Annotated in this window: 10 protein-coding genes; all 10 read left to right on the top strand. The window is 53.5% G+C overall.

All coding sequences use genetic code 11. From position 1 onward, the window contains the following. Positions 1-20 precede the first annotated feature (20 nt). Positions 21-893: a carbohydrate ABC transporter permease gene (locus NST43_RS21915; protein ID WP_339219365.1), complete on the top strand. Its 873-nt coding sequence runs from the start codon at positions 21-23 to the stop codon at positions 891-893. An 85-nt stretch (positions 894-978) separates the two neighbouring features. Continuing rightward, positions 979-2,712 (top strand): hypothetical protein, encoded by a 1,734-nt coding sequence (locus tag NST43_RS21910; protein WP_339219363.1) that lies wholly within the window; start codon positions 979-981, stop codon positions 2,710-2,712. A 94-nt stretch (positions 2,713-2,806) separates the two neighbouring features. Next, positions 2,807-5,179, top strand: coding sequence for a glycoside hydrolase family 95 protein (locus tag NST43_RS21905; RefSeq protein WP_339219362.1), 2,373 nt, complete (start codon positions 2,807-2,809; stop codon positions 5,177-5,179). Positions 5,180-5,330: 151 nt separating this feature from the next. Continuing rightward, positions 5,331-5,585, top strand: coding sequence for a hypothetical protein (locus NST43_RS21900; RefSeq protein WP_339219361.1), 255 nt, complete (start codon positions 5,331-5,333; stop codon positions 5,583-5,585). Positions 5,586-5,708: 123 nt separating this feature from the next. Beyond that, entirely contained in the window at positions 5,709-10,040 is a 4,332-nt protein-coding gene (locus NST43_RS21895) for an endo-1,4-beta-xylanase (protein ID WP_339219360.1), read from the top strand. A gap of 917 nt (positions 10,041-10,957) precedes the next feature. After that, on the top strand, positions 10,958-11,818 hold the full coding sequence (locus NST43_RS21890) for an ABC transporter permease subunit (RefSeq protein ID WP_339225495.1): 861 nt from the start codon (positions 10,958-10,960) through the stop codon (positions 11,816-11,818). 18 nt (positions 11,819-11,836) lie between these two features. Further along, entirely contained in the window at positions 11,837-12,715 is an 879-nt protein-coding gene (locus NST43_RS21885; protein ID WP_209988440.1) for a carbohydrate ABC transporter permease, read from the top strand. A 104-nt stretch (positions 12,716-12,819) separates the two neighbouring features. Further along, positions 12,820-14,526 (top strand): extracellular solute-binding protein, encoded by a 1,707-nt coding sequence (locus NST43_RS21880; RefSeq protein ID WP_209988442.1) that lies wholly within the window; start codon positions 12,820-12,822, stop codon positions 14,524-14,526. A gap of 56 nt (positions 14,527-14,582) precedes the next feature. Next, positions 14,583-16,295 carry a sensor histidine kinase gene (locus tag NST43_RS21875; protein WP_209988446.1) on the top strand — a complete coding sequence of 571 codons (1,713 nt, stop codon included), beginning with the start codon at positions 14,583-14,585 and terminating at the stop codon, positions 16,293-16,295. Next, complete coding sequence (locus NST43_RS21870) at positions 16,249-17,877, top strand: response regulator (RefSeq protein WP_209988448.1); 1,629 nt, start codon at positions 16,249-16,251, stop codon at positions 17,875-17,877. The genes NST43_RS21875 and NST43_RS21870 overlap by 47 nt, the downstream gene beginning before the upstream one ends. Positions 17,878-17,879: the final 2 nt, after the last annotated feature.

Genomic DNA, 17,879 nt, shown 5'->3' with positions numbered 1-17,879 from the left:
TTGGATCGGGAGTGTACATTATGAATGAAAGAGCAGCTAACAAGGCGTTTGATACATGGATTGTGATCTGCTTAACCTTATCGGTGCTGGCATGTCTGATTCCGTTCGTGCATATTCTCGCGGTGTCCTTCAGCGGAACGGTCCCGATTGCTTCGGGCAAAGTTACTTTGTTCCCTATGGACTTCAATATTGAGGCGTATAAAAAAGTGTTCAGTGATGCCGCGATGATCCGCTCGCTGGCCTTCACGATATTCCTGACGGTACTGTTCACAGCGCTGTGCATGATGATGACTATTGCGGCGGGCTATGCCCTGTCGAAGAAGGATCTGAAGGGCCGTAAAATCTTCATGTTCATCATTGTCGTCACCATGTTCTTCAGCGGCGGTATTATTCCAGAGTATATTCTGACACGGGAGCTGCATCTGCTGAATACGATCTGGGCGCTGGTTCTGCCCGGGCTGATTAGCCCCTTCTATATGATTATCCTGATTTCTTTTCTGGCCGGTATTCCAGACGCGCTCAAGGAGTCCGCTGAGATCGACGGCAGCAGCCAGTTCGGGACGCTGATCCGTATCATTCTGCCGTTATCCATGCCGGTGCTTGCTACCCTAAGCCTGTTCTATGCAGTCGGCAGATGGAACGGATTCCAGGATACGCTGATGTATATCACGAAGCCGGAGCTGTATCCGCTCCAGCTTAAGCTCTATCATATGATCCAGAACAGCCAGGTAACCGATATGATGAGAATGGAGGGGAATGCGATCAGCACGGTTGTGCCGGAGAGTCTGAAGGCGGCTACGGTAGTGTTCGCCACAGTGCCTATTCTACTCGTCTATCCATGGCTGCAAAGATACTTCGTCTCGGGTGTGATGACCGGAGCCGTGAAGGGCTGAGGCTATTGACTGGTGCTGTATTGGCTGGTGCAGGTGCAGTATAATTCACGCCCAAACAGGGCTGGCAGATAGGGGAGTCGAGCAGATGTTCAAGAAGATAACGGACATTAATGACAAATGGACAGAGGAATCCATGGAGCTGCAGATCAGTGACCGGGAGAGCCGGTACTTCGGGGGCGTGCGTGATCCGCTGAGCGGCGTAGCCTGGCCGAATCACACGGGCACAGCCCAGTATCTGGCGGCATGGGCGGCTGCGCTGGTGAATCCGCAGTCCCGGTATTACCGGAATCTGGTGCTGCTGGAGCAGCTGCATGAGGGGATGGCGTTCATGCTGCGGTTCCAGCATGAGGACGGCACGATCTCGCCGGGCTGGACGAATTATCATTCACCGCCGGATACGGCGTTCGTGGTGGTCGGATTAGCCAATATCCTCACGCTGCTCGAGCGGGAAAGCTGGCCGCCGCTGAAGCCGGTGGCGGATCAGATTAGAGTCTTCCTTGTGCGGACGATTCCGGCGATGCTGACCGGGGGTGTACATACCCCGAATCACCGCTGGGTGCTGACTGCTGCGCTGGGGTCTTTATACCGGATTTTTGCCTTGGAGGAGTTACAGGCGAGAGCCGGGGAATGGCTTCAGGAGGGGATGGACATTACGCCGGACGGCGAATGGACGGAGCGGAGTAACGGAATCTACAATACGGTCAGTGACATTATGCTCTATTACGCCGCGCAGGATCTGAACCGTCCTGAGCTTCTGGAGCCTGTGCGCCTGAATCTGCGGATGATGAAATATCTGGTTCACCCGGACGGTGAGGTGGTCACCGATTATTCGGGGCGGCAGGATTTCGGCAGCGTCTATTCGCTGGCTGACTATTATCTGTGCTATCAGTTGATGGCAGAGCATGACCGTGACCCGGAATTCGCAGCTCTTGCGGAGCTGGCAGGCCGCTCGGTTATGCATCCGGGTTCGCTGCCCAATCAGATTATGCTGGGGTTCCTGCTCTATCCGCAGATGCAGGCGGCTTCAGTCATACCGGGAGAACTGCCGGACAGCTACCGTAAGGTAATCAATGGCGCGTGGGGTCGTCAGGAGCTGATCGGCCGTATCGGGAAGGACGGCTACGGCGGATCCGTCCGCCACAGCAAGCAGCATACGGAATTCGGCGCTCCGGTTGCCCGGGTGCGCAGCGGGGAGACCAGTGTAAGCGTGATGACCGAGGCTTCTTCGCTGTTCTCGCTGCGGCATGGCCGGGCAAGGCTGCTGGGGGTTCAGCTGGCTTCAAGCTTCGGACCGGGATTGATTACGATGGATACGCTGACGGAGCTTTCAGGCGGCTATCGTCTGGAGTCTGTAGCTGGGAAGGGGTATTACGGCACTATTCCCGCAGATAAGCTGCCTCCGCGCACCGGCTTGCCTACCAGCCCGTGGTATCTGTTGCCTCATGGCGAGCGGCCGCTTACCCATAACCAGACCAGCAGTGTCTGCGTGAAGGTAAGCGAGTGGGAAGCAGGCTGGGATCTGCATTTCTCAGCGCCGTCTCCAGCAGATGTGCTGACCCAGATCGTCCTGCTCTTCGCCAGCGAGGGCAGACTCGAAGGCTCCGCGCTGACGCCGGTGCCGGGGATGAGCGAGACTTCCTTCTGGACTGCCGGGACGCTGCGCTACAGCTCCGGGGAGGACTGGATGGAGCTAGAGCAGGGCTGTCATGAGCATCACCTGGCCGATATCCGCGGGATGAGCTACCCGGACGGCTGCCTTAAGGTCATCGTAACGCTCATCACTCCGCTTGAGTATACCCTGCGGATTCGTCTTTCCTGACAGATGCCTATATAATGAAAGGGTTATCAGGATTTATCAGGATGGAAGGGTTCAGCCAGATTAGAAATTACGGTGTATGGAGGTAAGCTGCGCAATGAATATTTCATTTAATACCCCTGCCACTTTTTGGGTGGAGGCGCTTCCAGTGGGGAACGGACGGCTGGGAGCCATGATTTTTGGCGGCATTGAGAAGGAGCGTCTGGCGCTGAATGAGGACACGCTGTGGTCCGGGTACAAGACAGACTGGAATAATCCGGGGGCCCTTGAGGTTCTCCCTAAGGTTAGGGCGCTGATTGCAGAAGGTAGGAATGAAGAAGCGGATGAACTATGCAAAAAAATGATGGGCCCCTACGCCCAGTCCTATCTGCCGTTCGGGGATCTGCTGCTTACGATGGAGCACGGGCAGACCATAGACGGGGAGTATAGCCGGAAGCTGGACTTGTCCACGGGTATAGGTACCGTCTCTTATGTAATCGGTGGTGTCCGGTATACCCGGGAGGTCTTCGCCTCTCACCCGGACCAGGCGATCATTGTCCGCTTAACGGCCAGCGAGGCGCACCGGCTCAGCTTCCGGGCGAAGCTGGACAGTCCGCTCCGTCACCGTTCGGAAGCAGATGGAGAGCACTACACGATTAGCGGACATGCTCCTGAATATGTGGCACCGAACTATTACGAAGTCGATCAGCCGGTTCGTTACGGTGGAGAGTCCCCCCGGAGTCTGAAGTTCCACGGCCGTCTGGCTGCGGTCCAGACTGGAGGCCGACTGGAAGCTAGTGCTGATGGTATACAAGTTACCGGCGCAACGGAAGCGGTTCTATACTTCAGTGCGGCAACCTCCTTCGATGCGCAGTCCGGTACAGTGAAGGCGGATTATGATGTACGGCAGCAGACTGCTGGGGCGGTACAGCGGATCATCAATGAGCCTTATGCTGGGCTACTAAGCCGTCATGTTGACGATCACCGGGAGCTGTTTGACCGGGTAGAGCTGCATCTGGGAGAGAGCCTGGCCCCAGAGGGCATGCCGACCGATCAGAGAATTGCCGCCTACGGCAGCAATGATCCGGGGCTGGTAGAGCTTCTGTTCCATTACGGCCGTTATCTGCTGATTGCCAGCTCCCGTCCCGGCACACAGCCGGCGAACCTCCAGGGCATCTGGAATCAGGACACCCGGGCGCCGTGGAGCAGTAATTACACGTTGAATATCAATGCGGAGATGAATTATTGGCCGGCGGAGATCTGCAATCTGTCCGAGCTGCACCAGCCGCTGATTGACTATACCCGGAGGCTGGCGGTCAACGGCAGCGAGACGGCCCGGATTAACTATGGCGCGCGCGGCTGGGTAGCCCATCATAACGCCGATCTCTGGGCGCAGTCGGCTCCCGTTGGCGGCTACGGCGACGGAGATCCGGTCTGGGCATCCTGGGCGATGGGCGGGGTATGGCTTACCCAGCATTTGTGGGAGCATTATGCCTTCAGCGGCGATCTGTCTTATCTGCGGGAGACCGCGTATCCGGTGATGAAGGAAGCGGCCTTGTTCTGCCTGGATTGGCTGATTGAGAACCCGGAGGGGCACCTGATTACCTCACCATCCACTTCTCCTGAGCACAAAATCGTAGACGGCGGCAAGAAGTATGCCGTCAGCGAAGCGGCAACCATGGATCTGTCGCTGATCGCGGAGCTGTTCACGAACTGCAGCCTTGCAGCCGGATTGCTTGAGCTGGACGGGGAGTTCGCAGCTGAGCTGGAGACCGCCCGCGCACGGCTGCTGCCGCTCAAGGTGGGTGCCGGAGGCCGGCTTCAGGAATGGTCGGCGGATATGGAGGATGAGGATGTGCATCACCGCCATGTCTCCCATCTGGTCGGGGTCTACCCCGGCAGGTCGATCACGGAGAAGTTAGCTCCCGAGCTGTATGAAGCAGCAAGAACCTCGCTTGAGATTCGCGGAGACGGTGGAACCGGCTGGAGTCTGGGCTGGAAAATCGGACTATGGGCCAGATTCAGACAGGGTGACCGCGCCAAGCAGCTGATCTCCAACCTGCTGACGCTGGTTCAGCCGGAGGCCGTTAACAATGAACGCGGCGGGGTCTATCCGAACCTGTTCGACGCTCATCCGCCGTTCCAGATTGACGGGAACTTCGCGGCTACAGCCGGTATTGCCGAGATGCTGCTGCAATCCCACCAGGGAGTTCTGGAGCTTCTGCCCGCCCTGCCTTCAAGCTGGAGCGAAGGACGGGTGAAGGGACTACGCGCCCGCGGCGGCTATGAGGTGAACCTGGCCTGGAGCGCTGGCGTTCTCGGGCAAGCGGAGGTTACCGCTCATCTCGGGGGAGTCTGCCGGGTTCTGGCAGAACGCCCTCTGGAGATTACGCGCGGAGAAGAACGGCAACTGGTAGAGCCGGATTCGGACGGGCAGGTGAGTATTGAGATGCAGGCTGGGGAACGTGTCGTTGTACGGTATGCGGAGTGAAGCAGGCGAAGTAAATAAGGAGAGTGAATCATAGACTGTACAGTTTGCAGCACACTTCAGATGGATGGAGTGTGCTGTTTTTTTTGCGTTGTATTGGACATTGACCGGATGGTAAACGAGGGGCCGCGATGTATGCGGAAAACCGAACACAATGGCGGCAGCGGAGGTGTGCGGACCGAATGTAATCGGAAAACCGACTACATTGCGCCGGATGGTGCTGTGCGGACCAAATGTAATCGGAAAACCGACTACATTGCGCCGGATGGTGCTGTGCGGACCAAATGTAATCGGAAAACCGACTACATTGCGCCGGATGGTGCTGTGCTGGCCGAATGTAATCGGAAAACCGACTACAGCGCAACATGTGCTGGCGCAAGGGGAGCGGGCGACAGGCGCAGCAAGCTAATTTTTCCCGCTCTGCTTATCATTTTGTTATCAATCCTATCAAATTGTTATTTGTAAACGATTTCCAATCAGCTATAATTCATTATGTAAGCGCTTAATTAAGATGAAAATTAGGAGGGTACAGATGCTCAAGCGTAAACGAATGATGAGCCTCGCGCTGGCGCTGGTCGTCTTCGCGGCTTCGGTGCTGCCGATGCGGACACCGGTCTATGCTGCCGCTGAGGGAGGCCCGGCAGTTGTTCTTGCTTCGGACTATGAGGACGGCACCGCACAAGGCTGGACCAAGAAAGGCGACGAACAGCTTACAGTAACGAAGGAGGTCTATCATGGAGGCTCCTACAGTTTGTACGTGGATGGCCGGACCAAGGATTGGGAAGGGCCCAATCAGGTTCTGACGGACCACATGACTCCGAACACAGCCTACACCGTGGGAGCATGGGTGAAATCTCCGGCGCCGGTCAAATTCACGGTACATACCAAAATCGGCGAAAAAGAGGACTGGACGCTTGTAGCGGAACTTAGCGGAGCGAAGTGGTCCGGGGACTGGACGTATCTGGAAGGTACTTTTATTACAGGCGATAAGGTAGGCTTCACGGAGATTTATGCAGAAGCCGCAGCAGGAACCGCATTCTACGTGGATGATATCAAGATTACCATCGCAGCAGCTGAAGTCCCGGAGGGGGAGGAAGGGCTGCGTACGGATTTTGAAGACGGAACGCTTCAGGGCTGGAAGAACCGGATTGGCCCGGAATCGTTGTCGGTGAGTCAGGATACGGCTAATACCGGAACTCACAGTATGCTGGTAGAGGGGAGAGAGCGCAGCTTCCATGGGCCAAGCCTGAGTGTGAAGGAGCATCTGCGGCCGGGCAAGAGCTACCAGTTCTCGCTGTATGTCCGCCTGAAGGAGAAGCCGGAGGCCGACAAAAGTCTGCAGATGACGGTGTATAAGAAGGCCGGCTCCGAGAGCTGGAATGCGATTGATAAGGTTGACATTAAGGCCGATCAGTGGGATCAATGGCATCTGCTGAAGGGGACTTTCCAGTACAGCGACCAGCCGTCTGAGGTGAACCTGTTCGTGGAGACTCCTTATATTACAGAGGAGACTGTTGATACGTTATCTTTTTATGTAGATGATGTGGTTGCCCAGCCTGCGCCTGAGATGAGCATTGAACAGGATATTCCTGCGCTAAAAGACATCTATGCGAACGACTTCGCTATTGGTGCCGCTGCCTACTCCTGGCAGATGGAAGGGGTCTATGGGGAACTGCTGAAGAAGCATTTCAACAGCATCACAGCCACCTATGAAATGAAGCCCAAATTCCTTGCGCCTTCCGAGGGCACTTATGTGTTCGACGGGGCGGATAAATATGTGAATTTTGCCCAGGCGAACGGAATGGGACTTCGCGGACACGCGCTGCTGTGGCACACCGATGCTGCGGAGTGGATGTTCACGGGTCCTGACGGCCAGCCGGCCAGCAGAGAGCTGCTGCTTACGCGTCTGCAAAGTTATATCGAGACCGTTATGCACCGCTATAAGGGCAAAATCTATGCCTGGGATGTAGTGAACGAAGCGATTGCCGACAATGGCGGCGGTCCGGATGGCATGAGAATAACACCTTGGTACACCCTGATCGGCCCGGATTATATCGAGAAGGCGTTCGAATTCGCCCGTGCGGCGGACCCGGAAGCGAAGCTCTATTACAATGATTATTACACAGAGGTACCGGAAAAGCGTGAGCATATCTACAAGCTGCTGAAGACGCTCAAGGCGAAGAAGCTGATTGACGGCGTGGGCCTCCAGTCTCATCACGGACTGTTCTCCCCCTCCATTTCGGAGATTGAAAAGACGATTCAGCAATTCTCGCAGCTTGATCTGGACATTCAAATCACTGAGCTGGACGTAGATTCGGGCATCAGCCCTTCTGCTCCGCTGCCAGCAGATATCGCTGCGCGGCAGGGCAAACGCTATAATGATCTGTTTGAGCTCTACAAGAAGTACAAGGACACGATTTCCTCGGTCTCCATTTGGGGCGTGCAGGATGAGAAAAGCTACAACAACCATGCCATGCTGTTCGATGAGCAGCTGAAGGCGAAGCCTGCTTTCTGGGGGGCGGTGGACCCGTCCAAGCTGCCGGCCATTCACAATGTAGCCGTGGCGCTTGAGGGTACGCCTCAGGCAGGCGCAGCCGGGAAAGCCCTGTGGAGTAAAACAGCAGGGATTTCACTGGAACAGGGCAGTACAGTAACGGCCAAGGTTCATACGCTCTGGGATACAGATAACCTGTATGTGAAGGTAGACGTTACCGATGCAAGTCTGAACGGGGAAGACAAGGTTGAGCTTTTCCTGGATGAGAACAATGGGAAGACCACGGCCTATCAGCCGGATGACCGCAAGATCAGCTTGCCGCGTTCGGGCCCCGGGACCGAGGGAGTCAGCTTCACCAGCACAGAACGTGAGGTCGGTTATATCATTGAAGCGCGAATTCCGCTCGTAACCGTCAAGGGTGCCGCAGGTGCGGAGCTGGGTCTCGATATCCGTGTCAGTGATGCCGGTGCTGCGGGTGCTGTTCCTGCCTACTGGAATGACAGAAGCCGGTCCCAGGACACAGACACCAGCCATTACGGGGTTCTCAGGCTCTCTGCAATGCCTAATTCAGCGGAATCGCTGAAGGGTCAGGTGAAGATTGACGGACAGATGGATGCGCAGTGGGAGAAGGCGAAGCCTTTTCAGGTGAAAATGTCTGCCGCGCCTTACAGCACCACCGCAGAAGCCAGATCGATGTGGACGGAGGACAGCCTCTATCTGATCGTAGATGTGAAGGACGCCTTGCTGAAGGCGGATGCCGCGAATCCATGGGACCAGGATTCCGTGGAGATCTTCATCGATGAGAATTTCAGCAGAACCCCGTATTATGAGGGAGATGACGGCCAATACCGGATTAATATTAATAATGTGGCCTCCTTTGGCGGAGGAGCCTCGGACAGCAGATTGACCAGCGCTGTGGTCCATACGGACACCGGGTACCGCGTCGAAGCTAAGATAAATTTCGGCACCATCAAGGCATTGGCGGGAAGCTCTATCGGGCTTGATCTCCAGATCAATGATGATCGGGGCGATGGCACCCGCAGTACGAGTAAATGGAATGACAGGGGCGAGGATACGTGGCGGGATACCTCCAATTTCGGGATTTTGACCTTTGTGGCGCCTGAGGCGGCACCGCCAACCCCTACAGATAGCACTTCTTCGTCTCCATCGCCTGGCTCTGCACCATCTGTGAAGTCACCTGCTCCGGCAGCGGTCTTCACGGACGGCAAGCTTACCGTTCAGCCATCCCCGGATAAGGCTGGAATGCTGAATGTTGATCTCACGCCGGATGCAGTAAGTCAGGCCGTGCTTCAGTCGCTGGACAGCGGCATTCTGAAGATTGCCGTTAAGCCTGCCTCTGGAGCCGCAGCGCTGCAGCTTAAGCTTCCGCTGCAGAGTCTGGCCGCACAGCCGAAGATTAAGGAGATTCAAATGGAGAGCAGCTTCGGGGCAGTGCTGAGCCTGAACACACAGCTGCTGAAATTGCAGGATACGCAGGCCGGGGATGTTCTTCAGCTTCACGTGAAGCGTGTGGGCCAGGACGGCTGGCCGGCAGCGGTGAAGACCCGCTTGGATGGAGCGGCAGTACTTGACTTCTCGCTTGCTATCCATGGAGCCAAGATTACAGCGGTTGACGCTGCTGCGCTTACCCTGCTGCTGCCTTATGAGCTTAAGTCAGGCGAGCGGGCGCACCAGCTTGCGGTCTACCGGGTGCTGGAGAATGGCAAGCTTGCAGTTGTGAAGGATCGTCAATATGATCCGGCTACAGGCTATGTCTCCTTTAAGACCAAGGAGTTTGGACAATATGCAGCTGCAACAGTGAAGCTGCCGGATCACAAGGGCAGCAACTGGGCTGCCGAGAGCGTTGAAGCTCTGGTTGCAAAAGGAATACTTCCTCTGGGAGCAGAGGCTTCCTATGAGACGGGGGTATTGATGAACCGGGCGGAATTTGCCCAGCTGCTGGTCGATGCTTTTGACCTTCAAGCTGCCGCAGCCGCTCCAGGCTTCAAGGATGTCGGTACGAATTCCCCATATGCCGAGGCTATCCACATTGCTGGAGCTTTAGGCATTGTAAAAGGTAGAGCGGACGGACTTTACAGTCCCAACGATACACTCAGCCGTCAAGAAATGGCGGTCATGTTGAACCGGCTCGTCCAGCTGGAGCAGATCATGCTGAAGGGCGATTCCGCTGCTGTTCAAAGCTTCAAAGATCTGAACCAGTTGAGCGCGGAAGCTTCAGGCGCTATTGAGAAGCTGCGGGCTGCCGGAGTCATCCAAGGCGCGCGCAGCGGCAACTTCCTGCCGAAGGCCCAGATGACCAAGGAACAGGCTGCTGTGGTAGTGTACCGGATAATCAGCCTCAATCAGTAGATTCATGTCCGCGAGTATATAGCATTCATCGAGCAGCGGTTCTCCCGATAAGGGGGACCCGCTGCTTTTTGTATTGGGATAGAGGGAGCGTACCATGTGGGAGGACAATCGAAGGATGGAGAGTGTCGGTATGAACGAGTGGATGTCAATGGGGAGAGTGAGCCGCTTGGAGCGGTTGGACATTGATGATTGGAGAGTAGTGCCTGGAGCGGGTGGATGTTAGTGATGGGAGTAACATGCCTGCGATGTCTGCTTTGGGGGACTGTTTTATCTGCATTGCCCGCGTAGTCTGACTTCTGCGTCAGGAAATAGTGGGATTTTGGGCACTTGTTCGCGCGCGGAAGAGACCCGGCCAGACAATAGGTGGAAAAAAGGCACTTGTTACGCCGGGGTCGGAACAAAAAGAAGAATTTCACAAAAATAAATAGCATAAATCCACCTAATTTCCTCAAAAGCTCCAAACCGGCTAAATTAAGATACATTTTTCCAACTAATTCTGTAGTAGGCTGTGCAACCATCGTTTGGACGGCGGCACAACTGGAAGTTACTCGATGTTGCCGGGGTACCTCAGAGTTGCCGAAGTTTCTCATTGCTGTTTGAAGTTGTTTGAACCTATTCTAAGCTAGAATCCACGATGTCATGTCCGTAACGGATTGTCCTTTTGTAGTAACCTTGACCCCGCTTAACATAGTTATCATTTTGTTATCGATGCTTTGTATTTATCATGTATCTGTCATGTCCGGCTAGGTATTATTAATTTATAAACAAAGTAAACGGATACACGTTGACCAGCAAAGGGGAGCAGAAGCATGAAAAACTTGGTTACGCCAGCCAGCGTAAAAGGCGAGAAACTGGATGTAAATGCGGGGAGTCCCCGAAAAAAATCGAAATGGAAATCGACGATTAGTCTCGATCTGATGGTTCTGCCGGCATTGATCCTTACCTTGATCTTCGCCTACATTCCAATGACAGGCCTTGCGATTGCCTTCAAGAATTACAAGCCGGGCTTAGGGTTCAATGCCTCCAAGTGGGTGGGGCTGGAGCATTTTGAATATCTGTTCAGTATTCCCGAGAACGTTCAGATCATCTGGAACACACTGATTATTGCCGGTCTGAAAATGATCGCTAACCTGATCGTTCCCTTCTTATTCGCACTGCTGCTGAATGAGATCCGCAAGATGGCATTCAAAAAAATGGTACAAACCATTGTCTATATGCCCCACTTCCTGTCATGGGTGATCCTGGGCGGTATCCTCTCCGACCTGCTGGCCAGAGACGGCGGCCTGATCAACCAGGTGCTGGTCAGTGTATTCGGCATCCAGCCGATCTTCTTCCTGGGTGACGGGAACTGGTTCCGGTTTGTCGTTGTAGTGAGTGATGTCTGGAAAGAGTTCGGCTTCAACACCATCGTCTTCCTGGCCTCCCTGGCGGGAATTAACCCGGCACTTTATGAAGCTGCTGAGGTAGACGGAGCAGGACGCTGGCAGCAAACATGGTCTATTACGATGCCGGCCATGTTGCCGATTACCATTGTGGTAGGAACACTGGCGCTTGGTAACGTGCTTAACGGAGGCTTTGATCAGATCTTCAACCTGTATAACGCGCTTGTCTTCGATAAAGGGGACATCATCGATACATTTGTCTACAGACTAGGAATTGTTGACGGTAAGTTCAGCTTCTCCACAGCGGTCGGATTGTTCAAATCCGTTGTCAGCTTTGTCTTGATCGTAACAGCTTACCGCCTTTCGTATAAATTTGCTAACTACCGTATTTTCTAGAATGGAGGCTAATAGGGCATGTATCATAAAACAAAACCTTACCGCATCTTCACCGTGTTCAACTATATCCTGATGATCGCAGTTTCGATCATGTGTGTTGTCCCGCTGATTCACGTGCTTGCTGTATCGTTCAGCGGGAAATCGGCAGCCAATGCCAATCTGGTGGGTCTGTGGCCGGTAGATTTCACAGTGGACGCATATACCAAGACCGTCGCCAACGAGAATTTCATCCGGTCCATCTGGGTGACGCTGCAGCGCACGGTGCTGGGCACTCTGTTTAGCATGGGAATAGTCATTCTGGCCGCCTATGCGCTGTCCAAAGAGAACGCCCGGTTCAGACGCCGGAACATGTATATCTGGCTGCTGGTCTTCACCATGCTGTTCAGCGGCGGTCTGGTGCCGATGTACATTCTGATCCAGAAGCTGCACCTGATGAACTCCTTATGGGTACTGATTCTGCCGGGTGCCGTCTCGGTATGGAATATCATTCTGCTGCTTAACTTCTTCCGGGCCGTGCCCAAAGAAATGGAAGAAGCCGCCTTCATCGACGGCGCAGGTCATTTCAGAACACTGTTCAGCGTGTATCTCCCGGTATCCATGCCGGCCATTGCGACACTGTCACTGTTCACGATTGTCGGTCACTGGAACTCCTGGTTCGACGGACTGCTGTATATGACGGATCACCGCAACTATCCGCTGGCGACCTTCCTGCAGTCGGTCATTGTCCAGCAGGACTTCAGTAAGGTGACCGTACGGCCGGAGGATCTGGAGAATATCTCGCAAAGAACGGTCAAAGCCGCTCAGATCTTCATCGGGATGGCACCGATCCTCATCGTGTATCCATTCCTGCAGCGTTTCTTCGTGAAGGGAATTGTCCTCGGGGCGGTTAAGGAATAGCCGTCCTTCCTACTTAAAGGGGGTGATGCACGCGCTGGAAGCGAAAAAAGATTGACTCATATAATTAATATGATTAAATTTTAATTAAAGGGGTGCAAGATTAAATGATAAAGAAAATGAAATTCTCTGCGGCGGCAGTGTTATCCACAGTCATGCTGGGCAGCTTGCTGGCCGGATGCGGCGGAAATGCTGACAACAAGAAGGCAGAAGGGGACAACAAGCCGGCAGCAAGCGAAGACGCTATGTATTCGGCTCCCTTTGAGAATGGCAAATATACAGAACCGGTAACCATTTCAACGGTATTTCCCATCGCAAGCAGCCTGAAATTCAAGAATGGCGAAAATATTGAAAATAACGTGCACACCAAATGGGCCAAGGATACGCTGGGCATTGACATCAAGTATCTCTGGACCGTAAGTGACCAGAACAACGCCTATGAAACCAAGCTGCGCCTGATGCTGACCTCAGGTGAGAAAATGCCGGACATCATCTCTTTCCGTGGCAGTCCTTCCCTGATCTCCGATCTGATTGACAGCGGCCAGTTCACCGATGCGGGCGAATTGTTCGACAAATATGCTTCCGATATCTACAAAAAAGCGATGGCCGAAGAGCCAACCGTATGGAATCCCTACATGAGAGACGGCAAGCGTATGGGTATCCCGATTCTGGAAAACGCTTATAATAATGATCCGGTTATGTATATCCGTGAGGATTGGCTGAAGAAGCTGAACCTTAAGGCTCCGACGAATCTGGCTGAGCTGGAAACTGTGCTGGATGCGTTCACGAACCAGGACCCTGACGGCAACGGCAAGAAGGATACAACGGGACTGGCTGTAGGCTTCAAAAACAACCTGAACACATGGATGTCGGAAGCCGGATGGGTCTTCGGGATGTTCGGCGCTATGCCTAACCAGTGGAACAAGACAGCGGACAACCAACTCGCTTACGGTTCTGTTCAGCCGGAGATGAAGGAAGGTCTGGCAACGATGCAGAAATGGATGAAGGCAGGCTATATCTCCTCCGAATCCGGTCTGTATGATGAGAACAAAGCAACAGAAGCTTTTACAGCAGGCAAATCCGGTATCATTGTCGGCCCTTACTGGATGACAGGCTGGCCGCTGCCGGATCTGCAGAAGAACGTTCCAGGTGCAGTGCATAAGGCTTATCCGCTTCCGGCAGGCCCGGATGGCAAGGTTGGCAGACACGGCACGAAGATCGCCTCCGGTGCTGTATTGATCAACAAGGATATGGAGCATAAAGACGCATTCTTCGTCTACCAGAACTATCTGTTTGATAACTGGGCCAACCCGGACAGCACAACCTTCGTGAACGGCTTCGCCAAAGGCTACGATTATGATATCGCTGAAGACGGAACCGTCCTGAAAGAGCAGGATACGGATAAGATTCCAGGCGGCTGGGTGGATGCGATCCGTTATACTCTGACTTACGATGGAGCCATTATTCCTAACCTGATGATGAATACACTGGCCAAGCTGGCCGGCGGTGCTGAGCCTGCTAACCAGTATGAGAAGAATCTGTCCGAGCGTATTCCTGAGCAGATCTTAGCAGCTAAGATCATCGTCGACCAGAAGGACAGTGTAATGCCTGAGATGTTCACAGGTACACCTACTGAAACTCAGCTCGCCCGTGGAGATATGCTGGAGAAGCTGGAGAAGGAAATTCTGAACAAAATTATTTATGACAAAGCGCCGGTAGACGAATTCGATACCTTTGTAGAGAAATGGAAAACTACAGGCGGCGACAAAGTGACCACAGAGGTCAATGAATGGTATCAATCTCTGCAGAAATAAAGATATAAAGAATAAGGGCGGCCCCTAGGCCGTCCTTTCATTTGGAGGAGGGCAATGTGAAATATCGTCTGTCTATCTTTCAGTGGCTGTCGTTTGTCCTGATGCTGATGCTGCTGATCATTGTAGGTGCGTTTTGGCTCATCTACCGGCTGAACGTGAAGGACATTCAGAATGAGCTGAGAAAAAACAAAATGTACGAGGTTGAATTCATGACCTCCCAGCTATCCACGCAATTTGAACAGGTGCTGACAAATACCATTACTTTGTCACAGGACCAGTCTGTGCGTGGATATCCTTATATTCTGAAGTTCGGGGATCAATATTCCAAATATGAGATGAAGCTGACCATCATCGATAAGCTGGCCCTGAACACGGCCTCTACCTCCTGGAAGAATACAGTGATTCTGTATTATGAGGATGAGAAAGAGACGGTATCCTCAGATTCCTCCTTCTCCTTCAGCACCTTCAGTCCCCCGGAGCAGGCGCGGAACCGCTGGGTGCTGCACACGGATAAGGAAGGCAAGGGATATTACTCCAACATCATGCGCAGTCATATCAGCTCGCTGTTAATTGAAGTCAGGATTTCTCTGGATAATCTGGTGAAAATGATGGATCAGTATGTCTCCGGTATGCCGCTGTTATACGATGCCTCTGAGCGGGCCTTTATCCAGCCGGGGGCGGCGTTTCCGCAGGAGCTGTTACAGTCGATCAGCCCTGGGATCAGCGGGAACCGGGGCACAATCTCCGCTACAGTGAACCGTACAGAGTATCAGATTAACTATATGAAGTCGGACATGCTGGATTTGTATTTCATTGATGCCTATCCCAAGCGCCAGTATATCGAACCGATTAACCGCAATAACCGGCTGTTCCTGTATGCGGTGCTGGTAGTGCTGGTTGGCATTATGTTCTACACACTGCTGCTCCGCAAGCAGGTCCAGAAGCCTGTGATCATGCTACGGAAGGCGATTGACCGGTTCGACCGGGGCGACTTTTCCAGCCGTGCCGTCGATCTGCAGGTCAATGAGTTCAAGGTGCTTGGCAATTCTTTTAACCGGATGGCCGAGAATACCCAGATTCTGATTGAACAGGTCTTGCTGGGCGAGATTGAAGTCAAGGAAGCGAAGCTGAAGCAGTATCAGGCGCAGATTAATCCGCATTTTCTGTATAACTGCCTGAATTTCATCCAGAGCAAAGCCAGCATTGAAGACTATCAGGCGGTGACCGCGATGACGCTTCATCTGGCCTCGTACTGCCGGTATATTCACAAGATCGAACAGCTGGAGTCTTCCCTTCAGGATGAGCTGGAATTTGTAGAGCATTATCTTCATATAGTACATCTGCGCAAAAAAGAAATCACCTTCGAGTTCGGTGTCACGGCAGAGGCGGGCAGATACCGGTTGCCAAGGATGATTCTGCAGCCGCTCGTTGAGAATTGTATTAAGCATGGAATTGAACCGAACTTAAGGCCCGGAATTATCTCGATCACAGCGGAAGAAGTGGATTCGTATCTTCTGATTACCGTGAAGGATAACGGAATCGGCATGACGGAGGAACGGCTCGGCGCGGTCCGCCGCCATATCGAGGATAATATTATCAGCAATGAACAGCTCGGAACGGGGCTAAGGAATGTGAATCAGCGGCTGCGCTTGTATTTTGGCAAAGACTCCGGGTTATCCGTAGACTCCGTGCTGTCCGAAGGCACCTGTTACCGGATTCGGATTGAAAAGGAGGGAGAAGCTCATTCTGCAAATTCTGCTGGTAGATGACGAACAATATGTCGTAGATGATCTGGAGCTTGCTTTTCCATGGCAGGACTTCGGGATTGACAAAGTATACAAAGCCTACTCCGGCGCCCAGGCCATGCAGATGATCGGGCAATACCCGGTGGATATAGTCATTACGGATATTGCCATGCCGGGGATGAGCGGGCTGGAGCTGGTGAAGCAGGTACGGGGGACCCACCGGAGAATCAAGTGTATTCTGCTAACCGGCTATGCCGAGTTCGAATATGCAAGGGAAGCCCTCCAGTATGGGGTGGTAGAGTATCTCGTCAAGCCGCTGGATCATGAGAAGCTGCGGACGGCTCTGGAGAGCACAATTAAGACTATTAAGAAGGAAATCGACCGGACGGCATCTTATGAGCAGGCGATGCTGGCCTTCCGTGAGCATCTTCCGGCGCTGAAGGATAAGCTGCTGGCCGAGCTGATTCAGGGCAAGTCTTATCCGCAGGAACGGCTGAAGGACAAGCTGAGCGGGTATCAGATCGATTTTCAAGTGAACGACCGGGTCTTCCTGATTCTGATCCGTCTGGAGGAGCATTTCACGAACTTCGGGCTGGATAGCCAATTGCTCTTTGAATACGCGGTGACGAACATTGCCTGCGAGCTGCTGGGCCCTTGCTTCGAGATGTGGCATGGCCGGGATGCTTACGAGAACCTGGTGTTTATTGTGAAGAGCAATGAAGCTGGGGCGGTTGACCAGGGCAAGATTCTGAAGCAGCTAACCCATAATACCCATCAGCTGCACAGCAGTGTGAATGAATATCTGAATGGTGGAATCTCGGTGATTCTGTCCTACCCGGGCGAATTCCCGCTGGATCTCCGCGCCATGTATGAGGATTCCCAGTCGGCGTTAAGACAGCAAGTGGGCAATGACCAGGGCTATTTCATCTCCTTGACAGACAAGCAGAAGAGCTCGCCGGTCCAGCCGCTCAAGGACTTATATGCTTCTCCGACACTGATGCATCTGCTGGAGACCGGCCAGTGGCAGGGGTATAAGGAACGGCTGCAGCAGATGAGAGAGCTCAGCAACAGCCTTCCGGCCTATAATGAAGAATATATTGAGGAGATCCGCACCATGATTCTCGGCTCCTTTCACTATATTGCCCATAAGAATCATAGCCTGCTGTCCGATCTGGTCGGGCGGGAGCTGCTGGATAAGACTCTCTTCCGTTCCATGTCCCAACTGGTCAGCTGGGGTGAGGCGCTGGTGGATACCCTGCAGGGCAAGCTCGAACGGGATACACAGAATAATCGGATGGGCATCGTCAAGGAGATGCAGAGCTGTATCGCGGCTAATCTGGCAGAGGCCAGCCAGCAATTCGTTGCGGACGCGGTCTCGCTCCATCCGGCATATGTCTCCAGACTGTTCAAGCAGGTCAGCGGGATCAGCATCAGTGAGTATATCCTGAATAGGAAGATGGAGCAGGCCGTAGCAAGCCTCCGGGATTCCGAACTGAAAATCTATGAGATCTCCGAGCAGCTCGGCTACGCCAACAGCCAATATTTCATCAAAGTGTTTAAGGAGCAGTTCGGCATGACGCCCCAGGATTACCGGGGGAAGCTGTAAGG

Origin of the sequence: Paenibacillus sp. FSL H8-0332 (assembly GCF_037963835.1) — a bacterium.
In the GTDB taxonomy this organism is placed as follows: Bacteria; Bacillota; Bacilli; order Paenibacillales; family Paenibacillaceae; genus Paenibacillus_AQ; species Paenibacillus_AQ rhizoplanae.
The sequence above is the reverse complement of the archived record's forward strand: the minus strand, read 5'-3'. Positions and strand labels throughout refer to the sequence as shown.